Raw genomic sequence first — 24,549 nt, forward strand, 5'->3', positions numbered from 1 at the left:
TCGAGAGGACCTCTCCAGGTTCCCGAAACGGAAGACCCGATCTTTGCGAATGCACTTGACCGCCTGCGCGTAAGCCGCGTGAACCCTGAACTTTTGAAAACACTGGAGGCAAACATGTTCGACCGTCATGAATACGAGGTTCTCGAAGCCGAAGCCTTCTTGAAGGGCCAAGCAAATGGCGCACGGCAGGAACGTGAAAAAAACGAAGTTCGCGACTCAAAACGGGCTGACTTCTTGCGTTCGCAGAATGTGCCGGAGAACGTTATTTCAGCGATGCTTTCACTTAAGTAGTCTATACACAAAAAGGTAGTCAAAAGGCTACCTTTTTGATGCTTGGGACGATTTATTAAAATTGTCCAAAAACCAGTCGCACGACACAGAAGCAATTAGTTAGCCGTTTCCGTCTTTTTTTCCTGCTGGCTTTGCCATTTTCTACGAAGAGTAGCAACGAGAACAACAGCGGGGATTGTCACGCGATAAGCGGGGCCTGCAATATCTACAGCGGTCCAGATTCCGGTCAGAATAAGTCCAATGGGCCCCGCAAGCACAGCAAGGCCTCTTGACAGCGTGATGTTTCCGGCTAAAGCGAGGCCTCGACCAAAGAGGAAATTTGCGACAGCGTTTGCCACCGTGAGAGCCAACTGATATGACATAAATCCACCTGCAACAAAAGCAAGCTGGAATGTTCCCAACAAAATTTCCGGTGTCATTGTTTCCGAGTTTGCAAGCCCCATCGTACCTGCGAGTTGCCTCAGTTCTTCTTCACTCATTTTCTTAAGCGAATCAGACAAAATCTTCATCAAGAGTTCATTTTCAATATCATTGACGCTAGCGTCTTTATTGAATTTGACCTTGACCCTGCTACAAACATCCGTCAGGACCTCTCTATACAAAACGCCCTTGCCACTACGGAACATGGTTGCAAAAGTATTTGCACCAAAGCACTGAATTTCAGCAGCGATTTCTTGCCAATACTGATGATGATCTGGTTGATGTTTTTTGTAAAGTTCGCTTTTGACAAGTTCTCCTGTCATGCGCTCCGCACCATCTCTGTCATGGATCAAACACAAGACAAGATCATTTAAATCGGCCGACTCCATCTGCCCCAAAAAAACAAGATCTTCATCTTCACGATATACCATTTTTATCTCCTTCTCACTTGACAAAACGGTCTATTAGCAATATAATCAATTTTTCTAAAAGGAGCAACAAAAAAGCCCCGGTCAAGCCGGGGCTACAAAAGCATTGCAAAGCTTTTCATCAATAGATGAAAAGCATCTCACGATACTTCGGCAGAGGCCACATTTCGTCGGGGACGACCTTTTCGAGGCCATCGACAACCTTGCGCAAAGCGGCCATCGCATCGAGAATACCTTCGTGCAGGCCGTTCAGGCTTTCTTCCATGGTAGCGATGGCGGCACTCAGGTTCTTGACGCCTTCACCCAGAGACTTCACGTACGCATCGACGCCGGGGAAGCCCTGGTTCAGAGCCATTTCGTTGGTCTTTAACGCGCTGGAGTAAGCTTCGACGACCTTCGGCAAGATGATGTTTTTGGCCATGTCGCGGCAGACTTCGCCTTCGATGTGAATGCGCTTGTGGAAATCTTCGACGTTGATTTCGTAGCGGGACTCCATTTCGCGGCGGTTCATGACGCCATACTTTTCGAACAACTGAATATTTTCTTCCTTGGTGAGAGCCTTGAGGGCTTCCACGGAGGTACGAATATTCGGGAGACCGCGGCGTTCAGCTTCGGCAACCCATTCGTCGGTGTAGCCGTTACCGTTGAAGATGACGCGCTTGTGTTCCTTCACGATCTTCTGCAAAATCTTTTGCAGGCCCGTGTGGAAGTTCTTTTCGTCAAGCTTTTCGAGCTGTTCCGAAATCATGTCGAAAGCTTCGGCCACGATGGTGTTCAGAACCACGTTCGGCTCAGAGCAGCTCTGGCTGGAACCCGGTGCACGGAATTCGAACTTGTTGCCGGTGAAGGCGAACGGAGAAGTTCTGTTACGGTCGGTGGCATCGCGCGGCAAAGCCGGGAGCATGTCGGCACCAATGCGGAGTGCACCGGCTTGCTTGCTGGACTTGGGCACGCCTTGTTCAATCTGTTCGATGACGTCCATGAGCTGGTCGCCGAGGAACATGGAAACGATTGCCGGAGGAGCTTCGTTTGCACCGAGGCGATGGTCGTTGCCGGCGCCAGCAGTCGTCATGCGGAGCAAGTCAGCATGGGTGTCGACAGCGTAAATGATGGCGCAGAGCGTGGTGAGGAACACGGCGTTCTGGTGCGGGTCCTTGCCCGGATTGAGCAAGTTACCCTTACCGTAAGACACGGACCAGTTGTTGTGTTTGCCGGAACCATTCACGCCAGCGAAAGGCTTTTCGTGGAGCAAGCAAACGAGGCCATTCTTGTCGGCCACATTGCGGAGCACTTCCATGATTTGCATGTTGTGGTCGCAAGCGAGGTTCACTTCTTCGAACATCGGGGCCAGTTCGAACTGGGCAGGCGCCACTTCGTTGTGGCGAGTCTTGGCCGGAATGCCGAGCTTCCAGAGTTCGATTTCCACTTCGTTCATGAAGTTCAGAATGCGAGCCGGGATGCTACCGAAGTAGTGGTCATCCATCTGTTGGTGCTTTGCAGGAGCGGCACCGAACAGCGTGCGGCCAGCTTGGTACAGGTCGGGGCGTTGCAGGTAAAAGCGCTTGTCGATCAGGAAGTATTCCTGTTCGGCACCGAGCGTGACCGTCGTCTTCTTCGGGCCCGCCTTAAAGCAGGTCATGAGACGGCGAGTCGATTTAGAAAGAGCTTGCAAGCTGCGCAGGAGCGGAGTCTTCTTGTCGAGCGCTTCGCCGGTGTAGCTACAGAAAGCCGTCGGAATGCAGAGCGTGGCACCGTTGCCATGGCGCTTGAGGAATGCCGGGCTGGTCGGATCCCAGGCGGTATAGCCGCGGGCTTCGAACGTAGAACGGAGTCCCCCACTCGGGAAGCTAGAAGCGTCCGGTTCGCCAACAATCAAGTTCTTGCCGCTAAAGGCCATGATGGCGCGGCAACCGTCAGGTTCAAGGAAGGAGTCATGCTTTTCGGCAGTGGAACCGGTGAGCGGCTGGAACCAGTGGGTAAAGTGCGTGGCACCGCGGTCCATCGCCCACTTCTTCATGGCGTGGGCCACATCGCCTGCGATACTCGGATCGAGGGCGGCACCTTCGTTAATGGTTGCAATCAGCTTTTCGCAGACATCCTTGGGCAAGTATTCGCGCATGGCGTCGATGTTGAACACATCTTCGCCATAGAAATCCACATTCACCGGACCGGCCGGCTTGACGGGCGCGGTAGGGGCCTTTGCGATTTCGTTGATGGTCTTTTTGCGGTAGCTTACGCTCATTTTGAACCTCTTTTTTGCCGTTTTACGGCTGTTTTTTAATTTATGGAAGGAAATTAGGAATAAAAACGGGGGTTGGCACCCGAAATTTACAGGTTTTGAAACAAAATATTTTACAATATTGTAAAATTATACTAGATTATTACAAAAATGTAAAACAATATGACCGAATCCGAAGAAATAGAACGGCTGAAAGCCGAAATCAAGGCACTGCGCAATATCATCGACGAAAAACCCGGCAAGATGGTCGGCAACAGCGGCGAAATGCGCGAGGTCTACAAGCAAATTAAGAAGTGCGCCAAGAACGACGCACAAGTGCTTATCTATGGCAACGATGGCACGGGCAAGGAACTCACCGCCCACACCATCGCAGAACTTTCCGCCCGCAAGGAACACCCCTTTGTCGTAATGGGTTGCGCAAACCTGAGCGAAGGCTTCGGCAACCCGGCGAACACATTCGAAAGCGAACTCTTTGGCTACGAACGCGGTGCATTCATCGGCGCAAACAGCCGCCACTTGGGCAAAGCCGAAGTGGCGAACGGCGGCACGCTATTTCTGGACGACGTCTCGGCGCTCAGCCCGAAGAACCAGGAGATTTTGCTGCGGTTCATGCAAGACCAGAGCTTTTACCGCCAAGGCGGCAATATTCGCCTACACAGCGATGTACGCCTGATTGCGGCATCTAGCAAGAATCTCGAAAGTCTGATGCAGCAAAAGCTTTTCCGCGAAGACTTATTCTACCGCCTGAACATCGTGCAAATCTCGCTCCCCGACTTGGCGCAGCGCAAGAGTGACATTTTGCTTTTGGCGGAGCATTTTATTTCGCAAGTGAACCTGAAGTACGGCACGCATGTGGTGCGTCTCTCGACGCCCGCGATTGACATGCTCATGAGTTACCATTGGCCAGGCAATGTGCAAGAGCTTGAAAACTGCATTGAGCGTGCAGCCCTCGCCACCAGCGACGACTGCATTCATTCGCACAACTTGCCACCCACCTTGCAGACCGATGAATCGGCCCGCAAGCCCATGCTCCCAAATCAGATTGCACCGCTGTCAACGCTCATGGACACCTACGAAAAAGAAATCCTGAGCGAGGCGCTAAAAAGAAACGGCGGCAACATGTCTGCTGCCGCACGGGATTTAAGCATTTCGCCGAGAGTCATGCACTACAAGGTGCATCGATTAAAAATAAATATATCAGGCTAAGAAAGGAGATCCCGGGTCGGTGCCCGGGACGACAAGAATGGGTCGGTGGCCGGGAAGACAAGAAAGCGTCGAACCCACAGTGGGTCAGCGCCCGGGACGACATTCTACCTAACATTCACCTGGACGGCGGCCTTGCCGACGCGCACGGTGTAGCTACCAGGCTTGGCAACTTCCACACGTTCAGAGCCGTTTGAAACAATTCCGCGTTTCACGACACGACCATCCATATCGAACACTACAATGCGGTCACCCACTTGCGCTTCTTCAATGTTGAACGCGCGAGAATCAAGCACCACATTAAAGCGGACAGTTTGTTTCTTGAAGGTCGCCACATACACGTCATCTTCAAGCACCCACTTGCTGAACGTGTAAGTCACCTTACCCTCGGTGTAATCCTTCGGCGTCACACTGCGCAAGGCGCGAGCAATGGTCGTATCGTAACGATCCGTGTAAATGATTACGATTTCGCCCTTTTCACCATTAGCGTCGTAGCGGATTGTCTTCTGGAACAGCGGATACAAGCTCTTGTTACCAGAATCCTTTTCACGCATTGCCTTTACGCGGTCGCCACGGCCCTTCGTCTTTGTATACCAGCCATTGAACATCCAGCTCGCATCAGACTTCATGACCGCATTCGGCAACTTCGTCACTTCGCCATATTTATACCCAGCAAAGTTCTCGACCAATTCAGCACCCTTAGGCAGGTGGAAATTAATCTTGAACAACAGGCTACCCGCCTTCACAAAGAGCGGTTCGTAAACACCCGTCTGCGTATTCAGAACAAACTTTGCAAACTCATATTCGTATAGTGAGTCAGCAGCCTTTGTCGGAAGCGGAATGACGGGATTATGATTTGCAAAAGCATCCTTGATCAACTTTTGCAATTCTTCGTCCGTTTTAAACTTGGGATCCTTGATAATAATCGTATCTCGTTCGCCAGAACCATAAGCCACAACGATTTCTTTCTTACGTTCAGACTTTTCAAAAATCGGTTCGTAGACAGCCAACGAATCAGACACCCACTTCAAGGTATAAACATACTTGTCATCAGCATTCTTGCTCGGAAGTTCAATCATCGGTTCATGCGACAGCAAGACTTCGCTAATCGCGTTGCTCACCAACGAATCCGATTTCACGGCGCTGAGATCCACCCACAAAGTATCCTTGTCTTCTGAGCCATAATGAACCTTGACAAGCTTGGACCAATACGGATACAAAGTTATGTCAGCATCAGTGCCATACTTAGCGCCAAAATCATATTCCTTGGATCCGCCATCAGACAGCGTCCAACCAGCATGCAAGAAACTGACCCTGTAATGTTCGTTGTAGTAAAGATACTTTTCCGACGAAAGCACTAACGAATCACCATGGGGCTTGTAATCAATTTCCACAGTTCCCATACCGCGAGAACCCGCTGCGTAAATCACTTCATACTGCATCGGGATCCATTTCGCATACAGCGTAAATGAGCCAAAATACCCCTGCGACACCTGGGTTGCCACATGCGAATAGTCGGGATTGTAGTACCAGCCATCAAACAGGTAGCCAACACGTACCTTCGGATTTTTAAAGACAATTGTTTCACTTTCAATCGTAAAGCTGGTGGGATTCGATTCATCGTTTTCACCACCATCCATTTCGTAAGTGATTGTGTACGTTTCAAGTTTCCACTTGGCGTACAGGGTGATGTTTTTCGTGATAGCCGTGTTGAAATCAAAGGCGTTCTGGCAAGCGGCCTCGGTAAACCAGCCTTCGAAAGTATAGCCATCCGCAGTCGGCTCAGGCTTCACCGCCTTACCATTCTTTTTAATCTGCTGAGACTGCAATTCGTTACCTTTTCCCTGCACATCAAATGCAACAGTATAGGTTGCATCGGTCGACCAAACGGCATAATAGGTCAGGCCCTCTTCGGCAACACCCAGCTGTTTCAAAGGTTCCGTCGCCGTTTTATCAGTAGCCCAGCCGACAAAATAATACACATCATAAGGAGCAGGAGAAGCAACCGCAACGACAGAATCACCGAGTCCAATTTTTTTCGTGGTAACACCCGGATTCACATCGTTATTATAATCAAACGTCACGTCAACTGTTTTTTTCCAGACCGCATACACAGTCCGTTGACCATAAGCCGTATCGAGGAACATTGATGTCACAGGAGCAGTCGCTGCAGGATCCATTGACCATCCCCAGAAAATACTATCTCCCGCATAAGTCGGAGACGTAATTTCGGCAGTCGTCACCAATTCTCCAAAGCGCAAATATTTAACCGTTTTTGCGCCTTCCGGGAAAGTTCCACCATTCGCATCGAATCTAATCGTATAAATAGTTTCGTTCTTATCGTTTTTCGAAACGCCCTGATTGGTAATGTGGTCCCCAGTAGACCATACTCCATCAGCTGAACAAGTAGAAGTAGATTCATCCCATTCACCATCGTTCAAAATGCACACAATTTGCAATTGGTTGAGTTCATCAGCCGCCTTAACACCTTCTGAAGAACCTTGAGCAACACCTTTATCCACATCATACTTATCGTAATAGGCGTTTCGAACAGTATTGTTTTTTTCAAAACGAAGGCCAATCACACCACCATCATGAGCAGTGGAATCGTTGATAAACTTTCCTCCGTCGTAAACACAGGATTCGACTTTGACACCCTTATCCTTGACCTGGCCGACAACACCGCCCACATAAGCCTGACTTCCAGAAATCTGAATCGAAATAATGCTCAAGTTGTTTTTTACAAGACCCGCGGCAGCATTACCCACAATACCACCAACAGCCTGTCCCTTACCGCTATTGTAGACAATGCCCGACGCATAACAACCTTCGACTGTTCCCGAAGCTTGCCAGGCGACAACCGTTCCCACGCTAATTTTATTCGCTTCACCAGCAAGAATCGAACCGATATCGGTTGCAGCCTTGATGTACACACTATCTAGAACAACATTCTTTACAGTTCCCTTATCCAGAGTAGCAATAAAGGCGATGTTTTGTCCATAGTTTCTATTGATAGCAGAAATATGTTCACTGCTGACATTCAGGTTTTTGATAGTGACATGATTTCCATCAAAAACACCACCATAAGACACTTCACCCTTACCCGCAGCAATGGGAACAAAGGGTTTATGATTCATATCAATATAATTCGCCACCACCTTCGCATTAAAAGTCACATTTGGCGATGCGTAATTTTTATCCTTCGTTTTTTCAGAAATCAACGTAATAGCATTGGAATTGTTTTTGAAGAACGCTTCAACATTTGCGGCAATCGCATCTGCGGCGCCATTCTTAAAAATTTTCGCTACGCTGTCTAGATAAGCATTCTTCGCATTATTGAATGTACTTGTAGAGTCCTTCAACTTATCCGTAGCAGCAGTATCTATAAAAGCCTGCATTTTCTTTTGGGCATATGCATTCGCGTTTGTCGTATCAGCAGCAGTCATCTTGGCATGCGCCAAGGAGTCTGCCGAATAGCCCTTGGCAATTTCCTTAGCAGCATAGATATTCACCGTATCAGAGAACCACGCCAGATTGGCCGCCGATTCAATCAGGAAAAAGTCCTTGCCATCGATTTTTTCCTTTTTGGCAGGAGTCTTGGTTACACCATCCCAAACATCCGCCCATGCGGACTGCACAGCCAACAAGAAAACAAGCAGAGCGAGCACTCTAGCAAGAGAAATCTTACTTGTATCCATAGATACCCTCTTCACTGACATCTTTCCGTTCCACAAAAACAAGGAAAATCTTTGATATTCCTTCTTGTCCTAAAATTAATTATTTTTTTTTACAAAGTCCATTTTTTTATTATTTTTTTGCAGAATAGCTATTTTTTACTTATTTTATGTAACGGAAACCCATTTTTGGGAGCGAGTGCACGATTATGACCATAATTCGTAAAGCTTTAACGATTTGCAGCCTATCCATGGCTTTCGGTTTTGCCCAGGAGTTCGTCGTGACGACAGACTCTGCCGCTGCAGCCAAAGCCGAGCAAGATAGCATCGCCGCTGTAACCACTACAGACACAACCGCAGTTCCTACGGAATCCCAAGCAGTAGCCGAAGCAGACAGTACAAAGCCTGCCGAAACCGACAAGGCCGATACTGCCGGTTCCAAGAAAATGCGCAACAAGATCACTTACGCCGACTACCAAGAAAAGGCTATACGTAAAGCGAAAAAACGCTCCAAGACCATGCACCACGGTTTGAGCCTTACGAGCGCCACGTACAACGACAAGAACTATTGGCACATGGACCACGACGCCACATGGGGTATGGGCATGGGCATGTACTACTTCTACAGGCACTATTTCGGCAACTACCTAGGTGTCCAAGGCAGAATCGGTGCCTTGTACCGCTATTCCCGCTGGACATTCGACGCAGACGAACAAGAAGGCAAGCTTTCTACCGGCGAAACGTACACACTCACGCACGAACTTGACCGCAAGTACTACAACTTCTCGGCAGACATGCCGCTGACCGGTAAGTTGGGTTACCACATCAAGGGCACCACCACATTCCTGTACACCAGTTTAACTCTCGGACTGACCAAGCCTATTTACGAATTGACCGACACCGAGAACAGGCTCTACATCAGCTCCAAGAACAGCAAGCTTAACAAGGATCTTTCGCTGATTGAAAGTTCCAACGCCAATCCGTTCCCGGCATACGAAAGCCACCAGACCAACAAGTTCTTCTACATGGACGACTGGGAAACGAACAGCTGGATTGGTCTCGGTATCGAAAGCAGACTTATCTCCTTTGAAATCCAGATGTTTGCCTTTGGCGGCGCAACGCAAAACGCAAACCACAGGTTCCACAACATCGGACAGGGCACTCCGACCTGGCGCATGTTCTTAGACTTTAGCATAAGGTAATCAGGTATTATTATGAATCAGAAAAGCTTTATGTTGAAATTCGTCACGATTCCGTTGCTTGCATTGGCAACGCTTCCGTTTGTTGCCTGCGGTGACAACCCCATTGAAGTTGAAGACAAAAAACAGGCCGAATATTCTGTCAATCTCGAAGCTCAGACTGCCTTGGATTCGCTCGAAAGCAGACGCGAAAGGATAGACAATTACACTTGTTACGAACAGACCAAGCGCTACACCGACAACTACAAGAAGCGCTGCGACCGTTTTATTGAAAAGTTCAGAGGCAACAGCGCAGACACCGTGCTAAGCCTGGCCACCGTTATCAAGATGGTCAAGAACGAAGACGATTACAACGACAAGGGCAACTACATCGCGACAAACGATGACCCGGCAATCAACTACCTGCAAGAAAACAAGATGTTGAGCATTACACTTGTCAACTACAGGCAGACCGTTGATTCCATTAGCAAGGACGAAAAAACGGGTGACCCCGAAATCCGATTCCTGGTCAAGTCTTACATTGATTCAGAGCCTTCGGAATACGATCCGTTCTCCGCAACCGTCCTGGACACGGTCGATGTTGACAAATGGTCCGGCGAAAAGAAGGTCACCATCCAGTTGCCGCGCGGTATCGACGCGATTGAAATCTGCCCGGTTCTCAGAGACAAGAACGAACACGACGATTACTACGACGACGAGGACCTGCTGAATGATTCCGACTGCATTCCGGTGAAGAACTTGGGATGGGTCGCCGAGAACAACCCGAAGCTGAACACAACTACGGGTGAAAAGGCTAGAATCATTTGGGAATGGTTCTTGTACTCGATTGAATAGCTAATTGCCTTGAGCGCGGCGAGCGGCCTCTGCGGCCTCGCGCATGCGCTTGCGAGCTCGCGAGCCGGGACGATTTTTCCCGATGGTGCGGTGCCCGAGCTGGTCCTGCGAATTAACCTTTTGAACGCCTTCGCCCTTTGGAGCGGGGCGTTTTTCGTTTTGCGATTGATTCTGCGGACGGTTTTGCTGCGGGCGATTCTTTCCGTGACCATGCTTGGTCTGATTATTGTTTTCAGCCTTCTGGCCGCCCTGACGATTGTTGTCGCGGTTTTGCTTGCCACGATTCTGTTGTTCGCGGCGCGGGAATCCACGGCCGCGGGCATTGCGCATTTCGCTTTCGGGCGTTTCCTTCTGCTGAGGCGGAAGCTTTTCGTAAATCGCCTTGTCGCCTTCGGGAATGCTGATTCGGGTCAACTTTTCGATAGCGCGCAAATCTTGTTCTTCGTCAGGGGCGCAGAACGAAATGGCGATACCGTCTTTGCCTGCGCGGGCGGTACGACCGATGCGGTGTACGAAGGTTTCCGGAACATCGGGCAAGTCGTAATTGAATACGTGCGACACGTCGTCCACGTCGATTCCGCGGGCAGCGATATCGGTGGCCACCAGCACGCGAATCTGTTCGCACTTGAAGTTGCCTAAAGCCTGTTGCCTGCGGTTCTGGCTCTTGTTGCCGTGAATAGCGGCACACTTGATACCCGCCTTTTCGAGCACGCGAGTAATCTTGTCGGCGCCGTGCTTGGTGCGGCTAAAGACCAGCACTTTTTTCATTTCGGGGTGAGCGAGCAACAATTCCTTGAGGAGCGCGCCCTTACGGCGTTTGTCAATGCGGTAGAGTTCCTGGTGAATGCGTTCAATAGGCGTGCTCTGCGGCGCCACCTCCACCCTCACTGGGTTCGGGCGCAGGATTGTCGCGGCAAGCTTCGTAATATCGTCGGGCATGGTCGCGCTGAAGAACAGGTTCTGGCGGTTCTGCGGCAACAGCGCCACCACCTTGCGAATGTCATGAATGAATCCCATGTCGAGCATGCGGTCGGCTTCGTCGAGCACGAAGAATTCCAATGCCTTCAGGGATACCGCCTTCTGGTTGATCAAATCGAGCAGGCGGCCCGGAGTCGCGACCAGAACATCAACGCCGCGAATCAGGTTGCGCTTTTGGCTCACGTCGCTCACGCCGCCGAAAATGCAGGCGGTCGAAATCGCCGTAAATTGGGCATACTGCTTAAAGCATTCTTCTACCTGAATGGCAAGTTCGCGCGTGGGCAAAAGAATCAAAGCGCGGCAGGTCTTGGGTGCACGGAATTTGCCGGAATCCAGCAACAACTGCAGAATCGGGAGCGCAAAAGCCGCCGTCTTCCCCGTACCCGTCTGAGCAATCCCCAAAAGATCCTTACCTTCCAACAAACTCGGAATTGATTTTTCTTGAATCGGGGTGGGTTGTTCGTAGCCGACAGCGCGAATTGCGCGCTGCAAAGGGTTTGCCAGGGGAAGTTCTGAAAAAAGCATATTAAAACCAAATGTAGAAAAAGGGAATCCCTTTTTATCAGGATTCCCTTTTTTCGAGAGAGGTTTTGGTAAAACGGATTAAAGCTTGACCTTAAAGGACTTGCCGCCCACCTTGACAATGTACACGCCCTTGGCTCCGGTATAGACCTTCTGCACGGCACCGAGACCGCGAGTGGTACGCACCTGGTGACCGAGGCTGTTGAACACGGTAATGCTCATGCCCTGAGCGCCACCGACCACGATGTAGTTGTCAGAGGATCTGTAGACAGAGAGACCGAAGTCGTTCTGAAGTTCGGCAGCAATAGCCATGCCATGGCAAGAAGGATCGAACGGATTAGCGTTGCAATCCACTTCGCCCTTGCTGGAAGAGGACTTCGGACCCCACGGATTCGTAGAAGAAGAGCTCTTGGCTTCGCTAGAAGAAGACTGCGGCGGTTCTGCGCTGCTGGAAGATTCCGGAGAAGGACCAGCACCTTCGCCAGCGATCACGATGTCACCTGCGTTCGGCACGGCGTCGAAGTAGATATAGCCGCCGTCAATCTTGGATTCGAGCTTGGCACCGGCTTGCGTGACTTCGGCCTTGGAAAGGCTAGTCTTCACCTTCAAGGTAAGCGGATAGTCGTACTTGGAAATGTTGTCCTTAATGTTGTGAGTCAGCTTAACCGTAGTGGAGCTGCCGCTGTTAGAAACGTCAACCTTGGCGGCCTTACGTTCCTTGATGTACATGGCAACGTGACCCATCGGAGCCACCCAAATGTCCTTGTCGTTCTGCTGGGCATACTGGAGGGAGCCTTCCATAGCGCTAGCATCGGTCGGAGAATAGTCAGCAAAGCCATTGGTCTTGCCCTGGAAACCATGCGTGAGGAATGCAACCCAGCCGCCCTGATTAACGGCCTTCTGCATATTGCCCTTGAAATCGCTTGTTCCCTGATTACCTGTCATGAGCGCAGAGGCTGCAGCCCAGTTGTTCGGACCGTCCTTGCCCATAATATCGGAGCCGCCCTTCCAGCTTCCGTTACAAATTCTTCCCACAACGTAATTCTGCAGAACCTGGGAGTCACCCGGACTATCGCAGTTCGGGTATGCTAGCGTAATACAGCCATACTTCTGCTGAATCTTTTGGTTGATGGTTCCCTTAGACGAACCAATTTCGTTACCGGCCATCGTTCCACTGGGGTGGCTGTCGCTATGGCTTGCAATTTCGTGACCGGCAGCGGACAATTTCTGAACACCACTCCAGTTGAGCATACCATTGTTGCCACCACCATTGGCCCAATTAGTGACGATATTGAAAGTCGCCAGATAACCGTACTTTTCGAACATGGGCAAAGCGACATCGACATCGCTCTGCGGGCCATCGTCAAAAGTGAAGGAAACGGCAGCCTTGCGGAAGCCTGCCCATGTGGCAACTTCTGCATCTTGGGCGTAAATCATTGATGCACCCATAAGAGCTGCAGCAACAGTCAATTTTTTGTAATCCATACTCGGACACTCCTTGCAATTATATTCACTCGCCCATAAATATATATATGAGCTATAAAAAAAGGCCCTTTCGGGCCTATATAGCGTTGTTACTTAAAACAACGAATGTAAACGAAAATATACGGCAATTTGGGTGGAAAAGCCGATGCTGATCTACATCAGCATGACGCAGGCGATCAAGCGAGTTTCTGGAGGAAATCCATGAACAGGTAGAGGGCGGGAGCTGCGAGGTAGAAGGAATCGCAGCGGTCAAGCACTCCACCATGGCCGACAAACAGGTTGCCGGAATCCTTGGTACCGCTCCAGCGCTTCAGGGCAGACATCAAGAGGTCGCCTGCCTGGCCAGCCACCGTGAGGAGCAAGCCGATAACGATAGCAGAGACCCAGTTGATTTCGGCACCGAAAACAGAGAGTGCAGAAGTGCACTTGGCCCAATAAGTCACCCAGGCGATAGTCGCAATGGAGCCTGCGATAGAACCTTCCCAAGTCTTTTTCGGGCTAATGCTCGGTGCAAACAGGTGACGACCGAAGGGGCCCTTGCCGGCAGCAAATTTACCGAAAAAGTACGCCACCGTATCGCAAAGCCACATGGATGTCATGACCAAAATGAACGGATAGCAATGTTCAAAGCCCTGACCATTGCCCATCATGAGCACGTTCATGCCACCCCAGAGGCCCACATAAAGCGGGGCACCCAGCTGCATCACGAGCCACGGGAACAAGTGGTCAATTTCGACCTTGGCGTAAGCCAAGCCAATGTAAATCGCAAAAATCACGAGGAAGGTCATGCCCACCACGTAAGGCACGGCAGGCATTCCAAAATAATCGCCCTTCGAAAGAGCCCATGCCAAAGTAAGGGCTAAAGAAGAGGCAAACGAAAGGTAGCGGGTATCGGGGCCCTTATACATTTTGCAAGCCATGCCGGCCCATTCCCAGGCACCGACACCGGCCAAAAAGCACATTAACCCTATACGGCTGTAGTCAGAGAACCACAGCAAAAAGAATACGATAGGAATGGCGACAACCGCCGTAATTACACGCTGCGCAAGATTACTCATGCAACACCTTTCCAAAACGTCTTTCTCGAGTATTGAAGAACTCGACGGCCTTCAAGAATTCTTCCTTGGTAAAGTCGGGCCACAGCGTATCGGTTACGTAGAATTCGCTGTAAGCGGCCTGCCAAAGCAGGTAATTCGAAAGCCTGAACTCTCCCCCGGTACGAATCACGAGATCCGGATCGGGAGCTCCTTTTAAATACAAATTCTTAGCGAAGAGCGTCTCGTCGATATCTTCAACCTTGATTGCCCCGGACGCCACTTGCGCGGCAATGGAACGCGTCGCTTCGACAATTTCTTGCCTGCCACCATAAGAGATAGCGAGGTTCAGCTGCATGCCCGTGTTGTTCGCCGTCTTGTCGATGGCGGACTGCAGACTTGCGCGCGGCTTTTCTGGCAAACGGTTCATGTTGCCAATCACTGTAAGCTTCACGTTCTTTTCCATGAGGTCGGGAATTTCCTTGACAACCATCTCGATCAAGAGGTTCATCAAGTAATCCACTTCCTTGCTGGGCCTGCCCCAGTTTTCGGAACTGAACACATACAACGTCATGTGTTCAAGTTTCAGGTTCACGCCCACTTCGACGGCATCAATCGTCGCCTGGGTGCCCTTGCGGTGTCCGAGGAAACGTTCAAGACCGCGGCTACGGGCCCAGCGCCCGTTGCCATCCATGATAATCGCTACATGTCTAAGCTGATTTGCCACGCAAACCCCGGACTACACCTTGAGGATGTCAGCTTCCTTTTCAGCGAGGAGGCTGTCGATCTGGGCAATAGCCTTGTCGGTAGCCTTCTGGATTTCGTCCTGCTGCTTCTTGACTTCGTCTTCGGGCAGTTCCTTGTTCTTCTTGAGGGCGTCGTTAGCATCGCGGCGGATATTGCGGATTGCCACACGACCTTCTTCGGCATGCTTGCGTGCAATCTTTGCGAGTTCCTGACGGCGTTCCGTGGTAAGAATCGGAAGGCTCACGCGAATGCAGTTGCCGTCCTTCATCGGGGTAAGGCCGATGTTTGCAGCAAGGATAGCCTTTTCAATCGGGTCGACCATGGTCTTTTCCCACGGGGACACAAGCAGCATGCGCGGTTCGGGCACAGAAACCTTAGCCACCTGGGAAATCGGAGTCGGCGTACCGTAGTAGTCGATGCGCACGTCGTTCAGGATAGCGGGGCTAGCCTGGCCTGCGCGGATCTTCGAGAATTCACGTTCGGTGGCCTCAATGGCCTTGTTCATTTTATCAGAATAATCTGCCATAATTTTTTGCGTGTTAAAAGGTTTTACTTACCAGTTACTAGTTGCGAAATATAGATAATTGAAAATGTAGGCGTAAAATAAGTAGTGTTTTTGTAAGAGAAAATTCTAAATTTGCCACCATGCCTACTAAAAAGCCCAAAGTTTTCGTTGTCCATTTAGGATGCGCCAAGAACCAGGTCGATGCAGAAAACCTAGTCGGCGAGATGTTGCACGCCGGCTTTACCACCTGCAACACAGCCGCCAAGGCAGACTACATCCTGGTGAACACTTGTGGATTCATCGAAGCTGCCAAGGAAGAATCCATCAATGCGATTCTCGCACAAATTAACGGCAAAAAGCCCAAGCAGAAGCTGATTGTATCGGGCTGCCTTTCGGGCCGTTACGGCGAGGAGCTGGTGAAGGAACTCCCTGAAGTCGATTACTGGGTAGGCACTTACAAACCGGGCGAACTTTTGAAGAAGATGGGTATCGTGGCACCGCAAACTTGCAACGCCGAAAACCTGCCTCGCATGAACCTGGGCGGATTCAGGCACCACGCCTACCTGAAGATTGCCGAAGGCTGCAACCGCCGCTGCGCCTACTGCGCCATTCCGCTCATTCGCGGCAAGCAGGTTTCCCGCAGCATCGAAGACATTGTTGAAGAAGCAAAAGAACTTGAAGCGCAGGGCGTCCAGGAAATCACGCTTATCGCCCAGGACACGACTTACTTTGGTCGCGAAAAGGGCAAAAAGGGCGGCACGCTCGCTCAGCTTTTACGCGCCATTCTCGACAACACGAACATTCCGTGGATTCGCACGCTTTATTGGTACCCGATGTTCGTGGACGACGAACTTCTGGACCTGATGGCAAGCGAGCCGCGCTTGGTGAAGTACGTGGACATGCCGATTCAGCATGCGAGCGACAACGTGCTCAAGAACATGAAGCGCAATTACCGCAAAAAGGAACTCGTGGACATTCTGCACAAGATTCGCGAGCGCATTCCGGGCGTTACGCTTCGCACCACGGTACTTGTCGGATTCCCCGGAGAAACCCACGAAGACTTTGAAGAACTGATGGAACTCTTGGAAGACATCCAGTTCGATCACTTGGGCGGTTTCGTATTCAGCCCCGAAGAAGGCACCCCCGTGATGGAGATGGACTTGCCTGCAGTCGACGAAAGCGAAGCCCGCGCAAGGCTCGACGCCGTAAACGATTTGCAAGAAGAACTGGATGCCGAACACGCCGAAGCGATGATCGGAAAGAAAGTCCGCATTATCATTGACCAGGTTGCCGAAGAAAGCGAATACCATTTCTACGGACGCACCGAAGGCAACTCCATGGAAAACGACGATATCGTGAAGGTGCTCGAAGGCGATGCCGACGTAGGCGAATTCCGCGACGCGCTCGTGGTAGACGCCGAACCGCATGAATTGATAGTTAAGTTGGTTTAATTTACTATCTTTGATTCGCTCGCCCTTGTAGCTCAGTTGGATAGAGTGTCAGCCTCCGAAGTTGAAGGTCATGCGTTCGAATCGCATCAAGGGTATAAAAAAAGCTCCCTGCTGGGAGCTTAATTTTTTTGAAAGCCGTAAAAGGAGATTCCGCATCAAGTGCGGAATGACAATCCGGACTTAGCGACCGGCGACGCCAGAGCGGGCTCTAGCCTTTTCACGTTCGCGGCGACGCTTTTCAGTGTCATCCGGGAAGAGTTCCGGGAGAGCATAACCGATAGCGATACCGAACACAATACCCGTCTTGCTCATGCCCTTCGGGTCCACCACACGGGAACCCCATTCACCCGTTTCACCGTCAGCCAGCCAAATGTTCTGATAGTTGCCTTCCAAGTCCTTCATCGGAGTTTCGAGCTTACGGAAGCTCGGGTTATCCGTTTCCTGGTCGCCCTGACCGGTGCTTGCATAATAGGTCTTCGGGGTCTTTGCAAGCTTCGGAGCATAGTACATACCGATAGAGAACTGCAGGTAGTACCATTCGTTGGTCAGGTAGGTAATAAGAGCGTCGAACTGGAAACCGTCCACCTTAATCAAAGCACGAGTCTTGCTTTCGTCGGGAACGATATCATGGTCAAAGTACACAGTACCATAAGACACAGACAAGCCCAAATGGAGCGGATTCTTGGGGAACAAGTAGTAGTTAAGGCCAACCTTATAGCCCGTACCACCTTCGAGATCCCATTCATCAAAGTCGTTGTCGGTACCCTTCGGCAAGAAACCGAAAGAACCGTACAGAGCCACATGGAACGGCAAAATGTATTCAACGCCAGCGCCCAGGCCCATGCCCATACCGGTTTCACCCATAATCGGGTAACGGGAACCCATACCGATCTGGAAAATCAAACGATTGCGCAACCAGTCACGACGGCGTTCAGAGTTTGCATATTCGTCCTGACGCTGTTCTTCTTCAAACTTCTTGCGTTCGGCCATTTCACGGCGCTGGGCAGAGTTAATACCGACGTCATAGACTTCCTCTTCTTCATTCTCATCGCCGGTAGCCATGGTAGCACGCGGAGCGGCATCACCATCATCTTCTTGGGCAGAGGCAGGGGCGGAAACGAAGCCTTCGTCGTCCTCGTCAAAGTCGTCTTGTGCCCAAGACATGAAGGCGGTTAAGCATAAAGACAAAAGTACTTTCTTAAACATGAAAAAGCCTCAGATTATATAATCGCATTTGCGAATATAACTTTTAAGTGCGCAAATCGCACGAAACTTAATGTAAAAAAAGCAAAAAACACGCTTTTCGAAGGGATTTTTACCATTATTTGGCCTCAAGCAATTTCGCCTTGATAGAACCAAGCGCGATTTCGCACTCCATAAGCACCGGAATACGGCGTTCGTCATCGGTCAACCAGATAAAAATGCGGCCTTTAGACACGAAAATGCCATCGCCATCGAGAACGGGTTCCACTTTAACGCAGGGAACTTCGCCAAGTACGCTCTTGATGGTTTCGCGACCATGCACAATGACCTTAAGTTCGTAGCGTTTTTTGCCACTCACCGCCGAAAAACGGGAGGTCTCGCCCACCTTGAGCGGGAGTGTACGCACCAGGTAAAACGCCGACATAATGCTGTGTTCTGCACCCTGGATCGCGACTGCCGTATCGGCAGAGCGCTTGACCTTGCGGGTTTTCATGTCGGTGAACACGGTGTCCGAAAGCCAGGCTTTTTCGCCCTTGCGGTCAAAGCGGATAACGGAGGTATTGTGGAACGTGCCTTCGTGCAGGCGCTTGCGGAAAACTTCGGTCATTAAACCCTTGTTGCGTACGCGGGTGTAGACCGTATCGTTTACCGGATAGATTTTGTTGATGGTCTTGTTGCCCGTCGCATACGTCAAGAATTCGGTCTTGCCGTCTAGAGTCGGGCGAACTTCGAGCGTCGCAGAACCTGCCGTAATGAATCCCCAACCGAGGCTGAAAGTCAGCTTTTCGCCCTTCATCCAAGGAGCTTTCACTTCGGGCAAGTTCGGTTCGCCCGCGAAACATACAGCAACAAAGACCGCCACAAGCGCGGCGATCTTGAAGCTGAGCTTTGTACTATTCCTAACCACTCTCAATTAGCCTTCGATGTCTCCGAGGCTCTTGCGGTAAGCAATGAGCTTTTCGCGGACTGCGGGGTCTGCGAGGGCGACGATGTGGGCGGCGAGGTAACCGGCATTCTTGCCGTTGCCGATGCCGACCGTTGCCACCGGGATTCCCGGGGGCATCTGCACGATAGAGTGCAGGGCATCGACGCCGTTGAGCGGGCCGCCGGCGCAGGGCAGACCGATAACGGGAAGGATGGTGTGCCCTGCGAGCACGCCCGGGAGGGCTGCAGCGAGGCCTGCGACACCGATGAGGACCTGGAGGCCTCGCCCGGCGGCTTCGCGAGCATACTTCGCGGTCGCATTCGGGGTGCGGTGTGCGGAGAGGATGTTGAATTCCCACACGATGCCGAAGCTGTCGAGCACAGCGGTGATTTTATCTACAGTTTCCTGGTCGGACTTGCTTCCCGCAACGATACCGACCTTTGCATTTTCTTTCAAATCCATTTTGTTACCTCTTATTTCGCCATCTTGGCGAGACGGGCCAAACCCTTCTTACCGATGTCCTTGCGGTAGAACTTGCCTTCGAACTGAACCTTCTCGGCAGCTTCGTAAGCGATGTCGAGAGCAGCCTGGAGCGTTTCGCCATGGCCCACCACGCCGAACACGCGGCCACCGTTCGTGACCAGCTTGCCGTCCACCATCTTGGTACCGGCATGGAGCACCTGGGCGCCGTTCTTTTCGGCTTCTTCAATACCCGTGACGACCTTGCCCTTTTCGTAGGAGCCCGGATAACCGGCGCTGGCAAGCACGACGATTGCGGAGCTGCCCTTCGGAGCCTTCGGGGCACCGAGCTTGGCGAGTTCGCCCTTTTCGGCAGCGTCGAACAAGGCGAGCACATCACCGTCGTAAAGCGGGAGCACAATCTGGCATTCGGGGTCGCCGAGGCGGCAGTTGTATTCCACGACCTTCGGGCCCTTCGCAGTCACCATGATGCCCACGTAGAGCACGCCCGTGTAGGGCTTGCCTTCGGCGGCCATGCCCTTGAGGGTCGGTTCGATAATCGTCTTCTTCACTTCGTCGAGGAGAGCGTCCGTCACGACCGGAGCCGGGCTGTAAGCGCCCATGCCACCCGTGTTCGGACCCTTGTCGTCGTCAAAGACGCGCTTGTGGTCCTGAGCAGAAGAGAGAATCACGTAGTCCTTGCCGTCGCAAACCACGAAGATGGAGGCTTCTTCGCCGTCCATGAATTCTTCAATCACGACCGTCTTGCCGGATTCGCCAAACACGGCCTTGTCGCCGAGCATTTCCTCGACAGCGTCGTTTGCTTCCTTGTCGGTCATGCAGACGATAGCGCCCTTGCCCGCAGCGAGGCCCGACGCCTTCACCACGATCGGAGCCGGGTGTTCGGCGAGGAACTTCTTCGCGGAGGCGAGATCGGTGAAGGTCTCGAAGGCTGCCGTCGGCACGTTGTACTTCTTCATGATATCCTTGCTGAAGGCCTTGGAGCCTTCGAGCGCGGCAGCAGCCGCAGTCGGGCCGAAAGCGCGGAGCCCGCGACGGCGGAATTCATCCACTACGCCAGCGACCAGCGGAATTTCGGGGCCGATGACCGCGAGGTCAATCTTTTCGGCTACGGCGAGGTCAGCGATTGCCTTCGGGTCGGCCACATCCACCGGCACGCACTTGCCGAGGTTAGCCATGCCCGGGTTGCCCGGAGCGCACACGAGAGTGTCGCACAGCGGCGACTTCTTGACTGCAAGAGCGATGGCATGTTCGCGACCACCGCTACCAACGACGAGAATATTCATAAGCGAGTCCTTTACTGTTACGGAAGGATAATTTAGAAAAATGCATTATAAGAAATTTACCAACATACAGAATAATGTATAATTAGAGTTATCCAAGCCCCTCAACACGTCACCTCTGGAGGAAATATGAAAAGAACTCGTTACTGGGCCCTCGCAATCTTATCCATTATCGCCATATCAATTTGCGGCTGCGCACCAGCAATATCCTATCATGCTCTACCCAGCATTTCCCAAGAAGCAACTTCAGCCCCCGAAGCATTTGTTTTGCTCGCTGTTGACGACCCTAAAAACTATGACGTCGTTCACAATGCGATTGGCATCAGAAACGACAGCCTATATTTTGAATACAACATCTACAAGAAAACAGATGACAGTCAAGAATACCAAAAGTACGAAACCATTCACCTGCCAACAGAGCGCTATAATTTCAAAGCAAAATTTTTTCCATATCGAGATAGAAACGGGACCATTAACGACCGCTATATAATTAAGCCGGTTGCTAATAACGAAGAGTTGGAAGCCATTCCTTTGACTTATTACACAACAGATTCTGCCTACTATACACAAATTGAGCATAGTCCTATAGAATCTTCCGAAGGAAATATACGGCTCTACCGTCTAATTCTTTTTGTTGAAAAAAACTCAAAATAAATAGTGCAGCTTCTTGCTGCATTTTTTATTAAAAAGCCCAGTACATGCCCAGGGCCCCTAAAGCAGTTATACCTAAGCCACCACCAAGCATCGCGCCACCATTATCACCCCCGTCCTTGAGTTCCTTTGCCCCTAATACGCTCCATACAAATCCAAAAACAACGACGAAGTACGAAATCACACCCACAGCGGGTTTAAACACGCTAGGATCAGCCTCCGATCTCTCATTATAGTCAAAATCACTGGAGGTCATAGTACCTTCGTATTCTTGCATTGACAAAACCAACGGAGGATTAAACGGCACAGCAAAAGAACTCGTCGCCACCAACGAAAGAGTCAAAAGGAATACTGCTAAAAACTTCATTTATTAGAACCTTCTCGAATGTTTGCAGTATTCTTCATATTCTTCGCCGAAGTCGCGGCGGAGGCGTTTTTCTTCGCTTAGCACCTGCACCATCATGATGGCAAAGAAGGCGACGAATACAACGCACGATTGCCAAGTCCACAGCCACACGGCGGCACCCACGAGATAAACGAGGGTTCCTGTAAGCATCGGGTTGCGGTTAATCTTGTACGGGCCTTCAATCATCAGATGCTGCGTACGCGGGGCCACTTCGTGGCCGAAAGCATCCATCGGGTTTCCTTTGCCACGATTGCGCATGTAGACGATAGTCCAAATACTCAGCACAAGACCCACAAGTATCACAATAGGCGCCACAATGCAACGCCATGTATCGACCGGCCAAAGCGTGGGCATGCCAGACGCAAGCCACATGATTGTCGGAATCAAGGCAACAAAAAGAACTCCGCCTAGCAAGTAACCAACGAAATCTCTTATACGTTTCATAATTGTTCTCTCCTGATTTTGATATAACATAATTTAAAAAACACAGATGAATACAGGCTTATTTCCATCAGAACATTCTGCGCTTTTATCGGGAATCATTGTATATTTAAGGCAGACATTCAACCGCGAGACACATATGGAAGAGACTTTCAAGACTAAAGGCGTTTGCGCAACGACGATTCAGTTCACGCGTGATGGCGACAAAATCAGAAACATCCGCTTTACGGGCGGATGCAACGGGAACTTGAAGGCAATCGCAAAGCTCTGCGAAGGTATGAGCGCCGAAGATATCGCGGCAAAGCTCTTGGGCAACACCTGTGGCGGGAAGCCGACTTCGTGCGCCGACCAGCTCGCCCGCGCCGTCCTCGGGAAAGAAGCGTAATATCTTAAACATTACCGTTTCTTGAATACGACGATTTCGGCATCGGCACCGTTCTTGCCGTATTCGCTCACGAGAATGTAGCGTTCGTCGCAGGCGATTCCGAAGCAACGGCCTTCGGCACCAATCTTTTCAACTTGGTTGCCCCAGTAGCTTGCGTTATCGTCCAATAGCTTGACGCTGTTGCCGTTAATTTTGTATTCCTGATTGATGAACGAGCCCTGCAGAACAAAGAGGTTGTCGATGGTCGGCATGTCCTTGATACCGAGAGCATTGACTTCTTCAATGAACTTCTGCTTCATGGGCGAAGTGGCATGGGGCAATTGGTCCGCGGGGAGGCGCCAACGCTTGAGCGTCGGGAAGTACTTGCGCAGTTCCACCTTGTACTCTTCGCGGGTCAGGCTCTTGCCTGTATTCTTGTTGAATTCATCGACGAACTGCGAGCAGAATTCGACCATCTGTTCCATGTTGAAGTCGCCGGTGAATGCGCCGTCCTTATAGCAGTAGATGCAGTATTCTTCGTTCTTGCTGCCGTCGGCGTTGGTGCCCAAGATTTCCGGCGTAAGCGGCATTCCGCAGCTTTGACAAAATTTCATTTCCATAAGTTCTCCTTTATTAGTTACACATGCACAAATGTACACTATTTAAGAAACTTTGTCAAGGCCTTTTTGCACTATTTTCGTCAATTAACCTTACTGAAGGCCAAAAACTTGGTCTTCAAATTTGAAATACGTGAAGTTTCGTAATGTGTCAGGAATATTGATTTGGTGCAGGCTAAAACAGTCGCATTCCTCCGCCGAACGAACTTCGGCAAGAGTCGCAGACAACGTGTCACCAGAAAGTTCATACGACAATTCGGCATCAATGGAACAATAATCAATTTTCCAGAATTCAATCGTGAGAATTTTGCCACCATAATCCATCAGCTTGGCATTTTTAACACCATCCGAAAAACCCATTTTCAGTAGATCTAGTAACGACAGACATTCTTCAGTCCGAATGGACGAGACCTTCTTATTTTCTTCAGCTGCCTTGATTGAATCAAGGTCGACTCGAACAGGCTGCTTGCAAGTGACGGTCATGACGCTTGGCGGAGGGCACACGCCTTTCGCTGACGTATGAGCTCTCTCCTTACCGTCTTCTATGTAGATTGTATCCGCACAACAGGCTCCGGGATTATAGTTGCTGCCATCATACCAGGAACTACTAAAAGGCAAGAATACATTTGACGAAGATGATTCCAGAGATTCACTTGACTGCGGAATGGCATCTTCACTTGACGCAGGCACTGCACTTGACGTGGGTACAGAGCCTTCACTTGACGAAGATGTTGTATCGGGCGTCGTTATTTCGGGATCCTCGCGGGTAACCGAAGGAGCGCTGGAGTTGTCATCAGAGCAAGCCGAAAAGAGTGCTGCAAGGCAGAATAACGCCCCGATTGCCGTCAATATTTTTTTCTTCATGTTCCCCTTCCTCCTCAATGGGTGTACCCCTAATATATATTTTTTTACTTTGAGTCATAATCTTTTTATTGCTTTAATACGGCTTGCTATCCAGCGGTTCTGTGCAGCCCCATTCTTGTGCGATTCGTTCAAAGTTCTTTTTGACAATGCGCTTGAAAATGAGGTTGGTTAATATAATCTATATTTCCAGTTTTTTTTAACATTTATCCTTAATGTTGTTGATTGACCCGATGGAAATTTAAACGTAACCAAATCATCTATATCGTCTTCATCTACAATGTAATGACATTCATAAATTTTTTCTT

At 50.5% G+C, this 24,549-nt stretch carries 22 protein-coding genes, 1 tRNA gene and 1 pseudogene; 8 read left to right on the forward strand and 16 right to left on the reverse strand.

Translation table 11 applies throughout. From position 1 onward, the window contains the following. Nucleotides 1–291, forward strand: a pseudogene (locus QZN53_RS10910) (hypothetical protein); the annotation flags it as partial. 95 nt (nucleotides 292–386) lie between these two features. Here the strand turns inward: QZN53_RS10910 and QZN53_RS10915 are convergent. Both QZN53_RS10915 and QZN53_RS10920 read right to left on the reverse strand, forming a co-directional pair. After that, on the reverse strand, nucleotides 387–1,142 hold the full coding sequence (locus QZN53_RS10915; protein WP_163438988.1) for a DUF3944 domain-containing protein: 756 nt from the start codon (nucleotides 1,140–1,142) through the stop codon (nucleotides 387–389). Nucleotides 1,143–1,260: 118 nt separating this feature from the next. Beyond that, nucleotides 1,261–3,381, reverse strand: coding sequence for a glutamine synthetase III (locus QZN53_RS10920; RefSeq protein ID WP_072799853.1), 2,121 nt, complete (start codon nucleotides 3,379–3,381; stop codon nucleotides 1,261–1,263). A 159-nt stretch (nucleotides 3,382–3,540) separates the two neighbouring features. Here QZN53_RS10920 and QZN53_RS10925 point away from each other — a divergent pair, with 159 nt between their 5' ends. Further along, nucleotides 3,541–4,584: a sigma 54-interacting transcriptional regulator gene (locus tag QZN53_RS10925; RefSeq protein WP_163438989.1), complete on the forward strand. Its 1,044-nt coding sequence runs from the start codon at nucleotides 3,541–3,543 to the stop codon at nucleotides 4,582–4,584. A gap of 104 nt (nucleotides 4,585–4,688) precedes the next feature. Here QZN53_RS10925 and QZN53_RS10930 read toward each other — a convergent pair whose 3' ends face one another. After that, a complete protein-coding gene (locus tag QZN53_RS10930; RefSeq protein ID WP_163438990.1) occupies nucleotides 4,689–8,279 on the reverse strand; it encodes an InlB B-repeat-containing protein in 3,591 nt (1,196 codons plus the stop codon). A gap of 227 nt (nucleotides 8,280–8,506) precedes the next feature. Between QZN53_RS10930 and QZN53_RS10935 the strand changes: the two genes are divergently transcribed. Next, nucleotides 8,507–9,457, forward strand: a complete 951-nt coding sequence (locus QZN53_RS10935; protein ID WP_163438991.1) for a hypothetical protein — start codon at nucleotides 8,507–8,509, stop codon at nucleotides 9,455–9,457. Between the two features lie 30 nt (nucleotides 9,458–9,487). Beyond that, nucleotides 9,488–10,288, forward strand: a complete 801-nt coding sequence (locus QZN53_RS10940) for a hypothetical protein (protein ID WP_163438992.1) — start codon at nucleotides 9,488–9,490, stop codon at nucleotides 10,286–10,288. Here QZN53_RS10940 and QZN53_RS10945 read toward each other — a convergent pair whose 3' ends face one another. The 5 genes from QZN53_RS10945 to frr all read right to left on the reverse strand — a co-directional run bounded on the left by QZN53_RS10945 (nucleotide 10,289) and on the right by frr (nucleotide 15,580). Then, nucleotides 10,289–11,791, reverse strand: coding sequence for a DEAD/DEAH box helicase (locus tag QZN53_RS10945; protein ID WP_163438993.1), 1,503 nt, complete (start codon nucleotides 11,789–11,791; stop codon nucleotides 10,289–10,291). It lies immediately after the preceding gene. Between the two features lie 78 nt (nucleotides 11,792–11,869). After that, a complete protein-coding gene (locus tag QZN53_RS10950; RefSeq protein ID WP_163438994.1) occupies nucleotides 11,870–13,273 on the reverse strand; it encodes a polysaccharide deacetylase family protein in 1,404 nt (467 codons plus the stop codon). Between the two features lie 176 nt (nucleotides 13,274–13,449). Further along, a complete protein-coding gene (locus QZN53_RS10955; protein WP_163438995.1) occupies nucleotides 13,450–14,331 on the reverse strand; it encodes a phosphatidate cytidylyltransferase in 882 nt (293 codons plus the stop codon). Next, on the reverse strand, nucleotides 14,324–15,034 hold the full coding sequence (locus tag QZN53_RS10960; RefSeq protein ID WP_073056179.1) for an isoprenyl transferase: 711 nt from the start codon (nucleotides 15,032–15,034) through the stop codon (nucleotides 14,324–14,326). Before QZN53_RS10960 ends, QZN53_RS10955 begins: the two co-directional genes overlap by 8 nt. 12 nt (nucleotides 15,035–15,046) lie before the next feature. Beyond that, nucleotides 15,047–15,580 carry a ribosome recycling factor gene (gene frr / locus QZN53_RS10965; protein WP_072799877.1) on the reverse strand — a complete coding sequence of 178 codons (534 nt, stop codon included), beginning with the start codon at nucleotides 15,578–15,580 and terminating at the stop codon, nucleotides 15,047–15,049. A 119-nt stretch (nucleotides 15,581–15,699) separates the two neighbouring features. Between frr and rimO the strand changes: the two genes are divergently transcribed. After that, entirely contained in the window at nucleotides 15,700–17,010 is a 1,311-nt protein-coding gene (gene rimO / locus QZN53_RS10970) for a 30S ribosomal protein S12 methylthiotransferase RimO (protein WP_163438996.1), read from the forward strand. Between the two features lie 21 nt (nucleotides 17,011–17,031). Then, nucleotides 17,032–17,105 (forward strand) — tRNA-Arg (locus tag QZN53_RS10975). Between the two features lie 85 nt (nucleotides 17,106–17,190). On the opposite strand, the gene QZN53_RS10980 is transcribed toward QZN53_RS10975, so the two are convergent. The 4 genes from QZN53_RS10980 to purD all read right to left on the reverse strand — a co-directional run bounded on the left by QZN53_RS10980 (nucleotide 17,191) and on the right by purD (nucleotide 20,904). After that, nucleotides 17,191–18,216, reverse strand: coding sequence for a hypothetical protein (locus tag QZN53_RS10980; protein ID WP_163438997.1), 1,026 nt, complete (start codon nucleotides 18,214–18,216; stop codon nucleotides 17,191–17,193). Between the two features lie 115 nt (nucleotides 18,217–18,331). Further along, complete coding sequence (locus QZN53_RS10985) at nucleotides 18,332–19,120, reverse strand: DUF3108 domain-containing protein (protein WP_294653102.1); 789 nt, start codon at nucleotides 19,118–19,120, stop codon at nucleotides 18,332–18,334. Nucleotides 19,121–19,126: 6 nt separating this feature from the next. Further along, entirely contained in the window at nucleotides 19,127–19,600 is a 474-nt protein-coding gene (purE, locus tag QZN53_RS10990) for a 5-(carboxyamino)imidazole ribonucleotide mutase (protein ID WP_163438998.1), read from the reverse strand. A gap of 11 nt (nucleotides 19,601–19,611) precedes the next feature. After that, nucleotides 19,612–20,904, reverse strand: a complete 1,293-nt coding sequence (gene purD / locus QZN53_RS10995; RefSeq protein WP_088631336.1) for a phosphoribosylamine--glycine ligase — start codon at nucleotides 20,902–20,904, stop codon at nucleotides 19,612–19,614. Nucleotides 20,905–21,030: 126 nt separating this feature from the next. Between purD and QZN53_RS11000 the strand changes: the two genes are divergently transcribed. Then, nucleotides 21,031–21,555, forward strand: a complete 525-nt coding sequence (locus QZN53_RS11000) for a hypothetical protein (RefSeq protein WP_163438999.1) — start codon at nucleotides 21,031–21,033, stop codon at nucleotides 21,553–21,555. Nucleotides 21,556–21,583: 28 nt separating this feature from the next. On the opposite strand, the gene QZN53_RS11005 is transcribed toward QZN53_RS11000, so the two are convergent. Then, on the reverse strand, nucleotides 21,584–21,919 hold the full coding sequence (locus tag QZN53_RS11005; RefSeq protein ID WP_163439000.1) for a hypothetical protein: 336 nt from the start codon (nucleotides 21,917–21,919) through the stop codon (nucleotides 21,584–21,586). A 3-nt stretch (nucleotides 21,920–21,922) separates the two neighbouring features. Beyond that, nucleotides 21,923–22,402: an isoprenylcysteine carboxylmethyltransferase family protein gene (locus QZN53_RS11010; RefSeq protein WP_163439001.1), complete on the reverse strand. Its 480-nt coding sequence runs from the start codon at nucleotides 22,400–22,402 to the stop codon at nucleotides 21,923–21,925. A gap of 136 nt (nucleotides 22,403–22,538) precedes the next feature. On the opposite strand from QZN53_RS11010, the gene QZN53_RS11015 reads away from it, so the two are divergent. Continuing rightward, entirely contained in the window at nucleotides 22,539–22,784 is a 246-nt protein-coding gene (locus tag QZN53_RS11015; protein WP_073189459.1) for a TIGR03905 family TSCPD domain-containing protein, read from the forward strand. Between the two features lie 11 nt (nucleotides 22,785–22,795). Here the strand turns inward: QZN53_RS11015 and QZN53_RS11020 are convergent, their stop codons facing one another. Next, nucleotides 22,796–23,383: a zinc ribbon domain-containing protein gene (locus QZN53_RS11020; RefSeq protein ID WP_163439002.1), complete on the reverse strand. Its 588-nt coding sequence runs from the start codon at nucleotides 23,381–23,383 to the stop codon at nucleotides 22,796–22,798. Nucleotides 23,384–23,473: 90 nt separating this feature from the next. Next, the gene (locus tag QZN53_RS11025) at nucleotides 23,474–24,244 is read right to left on the reverse strand and encodes a hypothetical protein (RefSeq protein WP_163439003.1); all 771 of its coding nucleotides are present in this window, start codon (nucleotides 24,242–24,244) and stop codon (nucleotides 23,474–23,476) included. Between the last annotated feature and the right edge of the window lie 305 nt (nucleotides 24,245–24,549).

This window comes from uncultured Fibrobacter sp., assembly GCF_900316465.1.
Classification (GTDB): domain Bacteria; phylum Fibrobacterota; class Fibrobacteria; order Fibrobacterales; family Fibrobacteraceae; genus Fibrobacter.

Excerpts from the sequence above, each read along its gene's own strand:
- QZN53_RS10915 (WP_163438988.1), bottom strand. The coding sequence starts at position 1,142 with ATGGTATATCGTGAAGATGAAGATCTTGTTTTTTTGGGGCAGATGGAG.
- QZN53_RS10920 (WP_072799853.1), bottom strand. The coding sequence starts at position 3,381 with ATGAGCGTAAGCTACCGCAAAAAGACCATCAACGAAATCGCAAAGGCC.
- QZN53_RS10925 (WP_163438989.1), top strand. The coding sequence starts at position 3,541 with ATGACCGAATCCGAAGAAATAGAACGGCTGAAAGCCGAAATCAAGGCA.
- QZN53_RS10930 (WP_163438990.1), bottom strand. The coding sequence starts at position 8,279 with ATGGATACAAGTAAGATTTCTCTTGCTAGAGTGCTCGCTCTGCTTGTT.
- QZN53_RS10935 (WP_163438991.1), top strand. The coding sequence starts at position 8,507 with ATGGCTTTCGGTTTTGCCCAGGAGTTCGTCGTGACGACAGACTCTGCC.
- QZN53_RS10940 (WP_163438992.1), top strand. The coding sequence starts at position 9,488 with ATGTTGAAATTCGTCACGATTCCGTTGCTTGCATTGGCAACGCTTCCG.
- QZN53_RS10945 (WP_163438993.1), bottom strand. The coding sequence starts at position 11,791 with ATGCTTTTTTCAGAACTTCCCCTGGCAAACCCTTTGCAGCGCGCAATT.
- QZN53_RS10950 (WP_163438994.1), bottom strand. The coding sequence starts at position 13,273 with ATGGATTACAAAAAATTGACTGTTGCTGCAGCTCTTATGGGTGCATCA.
- QZN53_RS10955 (WP_163438995.1), bottom strand. The coding sequence starts at position 14,331 with ATGAGTAATCTTGCGCAGCGTGTAATTACGGCGGTTGTCGCCATTCCT.
- frr (WP_072799877.1), bottom strand. The coding sequence starts at position 15,580 with ATGGCAGATTATTCTGATAAAATGAACAAGGCCATTGAGGCCACCGAA.
- rimO (WP_163438996.1), top strand. The coding sequence starts at position 15,700 with ATGCCTACTAAAAAGCCCAAAGTTTTCGTTGTCCATTTAGGATGCGCC.
- QZN53_RS10980 (WP_163438997.1), bottom strand. The coding sequence starts at position 18,216 with ATGTTTAAGAAAGTACTTTTGTCTTTATGCTTAACCGCCTTCATGTCT.
- purE (WP_163438998.1), bottom strand. The coding sequence starts at position 19,600 with ATGGATTTGAAAGAAAATGCAAAGGTCGGTATCGTTGCGGGAAGCAAG.
- purD (WP_088631336.1), bottom strand. The coding sequence starts at position 20,904 with ATGAATATTCTCGTCGTTGGTAGCGGTGGTCGCGAACATGCCATCGCT.
- QZN53_RS11000 (WP_163438999.1), top strand. The coding sequence starts at position 21,031 with ATGAAAAGAACTCGTTACTGGGCCCTCGCAATCTTATCCATTATCGCC.
- QZN53_RS11005 (WP_163439000.1), bottom strand. The coding sequence starts at position 21,919 with ATGAAGTTTTTAGCAGTATTCCTTTTGACTCTTTCGTTGGTGGCGACG.
- QZN53_RS11010 (WP_163439001.1), bottom strand. The coding sequence starts at position 22,402 with ATGAAACGTATAAGAGATTTCGTTGGTTACTTGCTAGGCGGAGTTCTT.
- QZN53_RS11015 (WP_073189459.1), top strand. The coding sequence starts at position 22,539 with ATGGAAGAGACTTTCAAGACTAAAGGCGTTTGCGCAACGACGATTCAG.
- QZN53_RS11020 (WP_163439002.1), bottom strand. The coding sequence starts at position 23,383 with ATGGAAATGAAATTTTGTCAAAGCTGCGGAATGCCGCTTACGCCGGAA.
- QZN53_RS11025 (WP_163439003.1), bottom strand. The coding sequence starts at position 24,244 with ATGAAGAAAAAAATATTGACGGCAATCGGGGCGTTATTCTGCCTTGCA.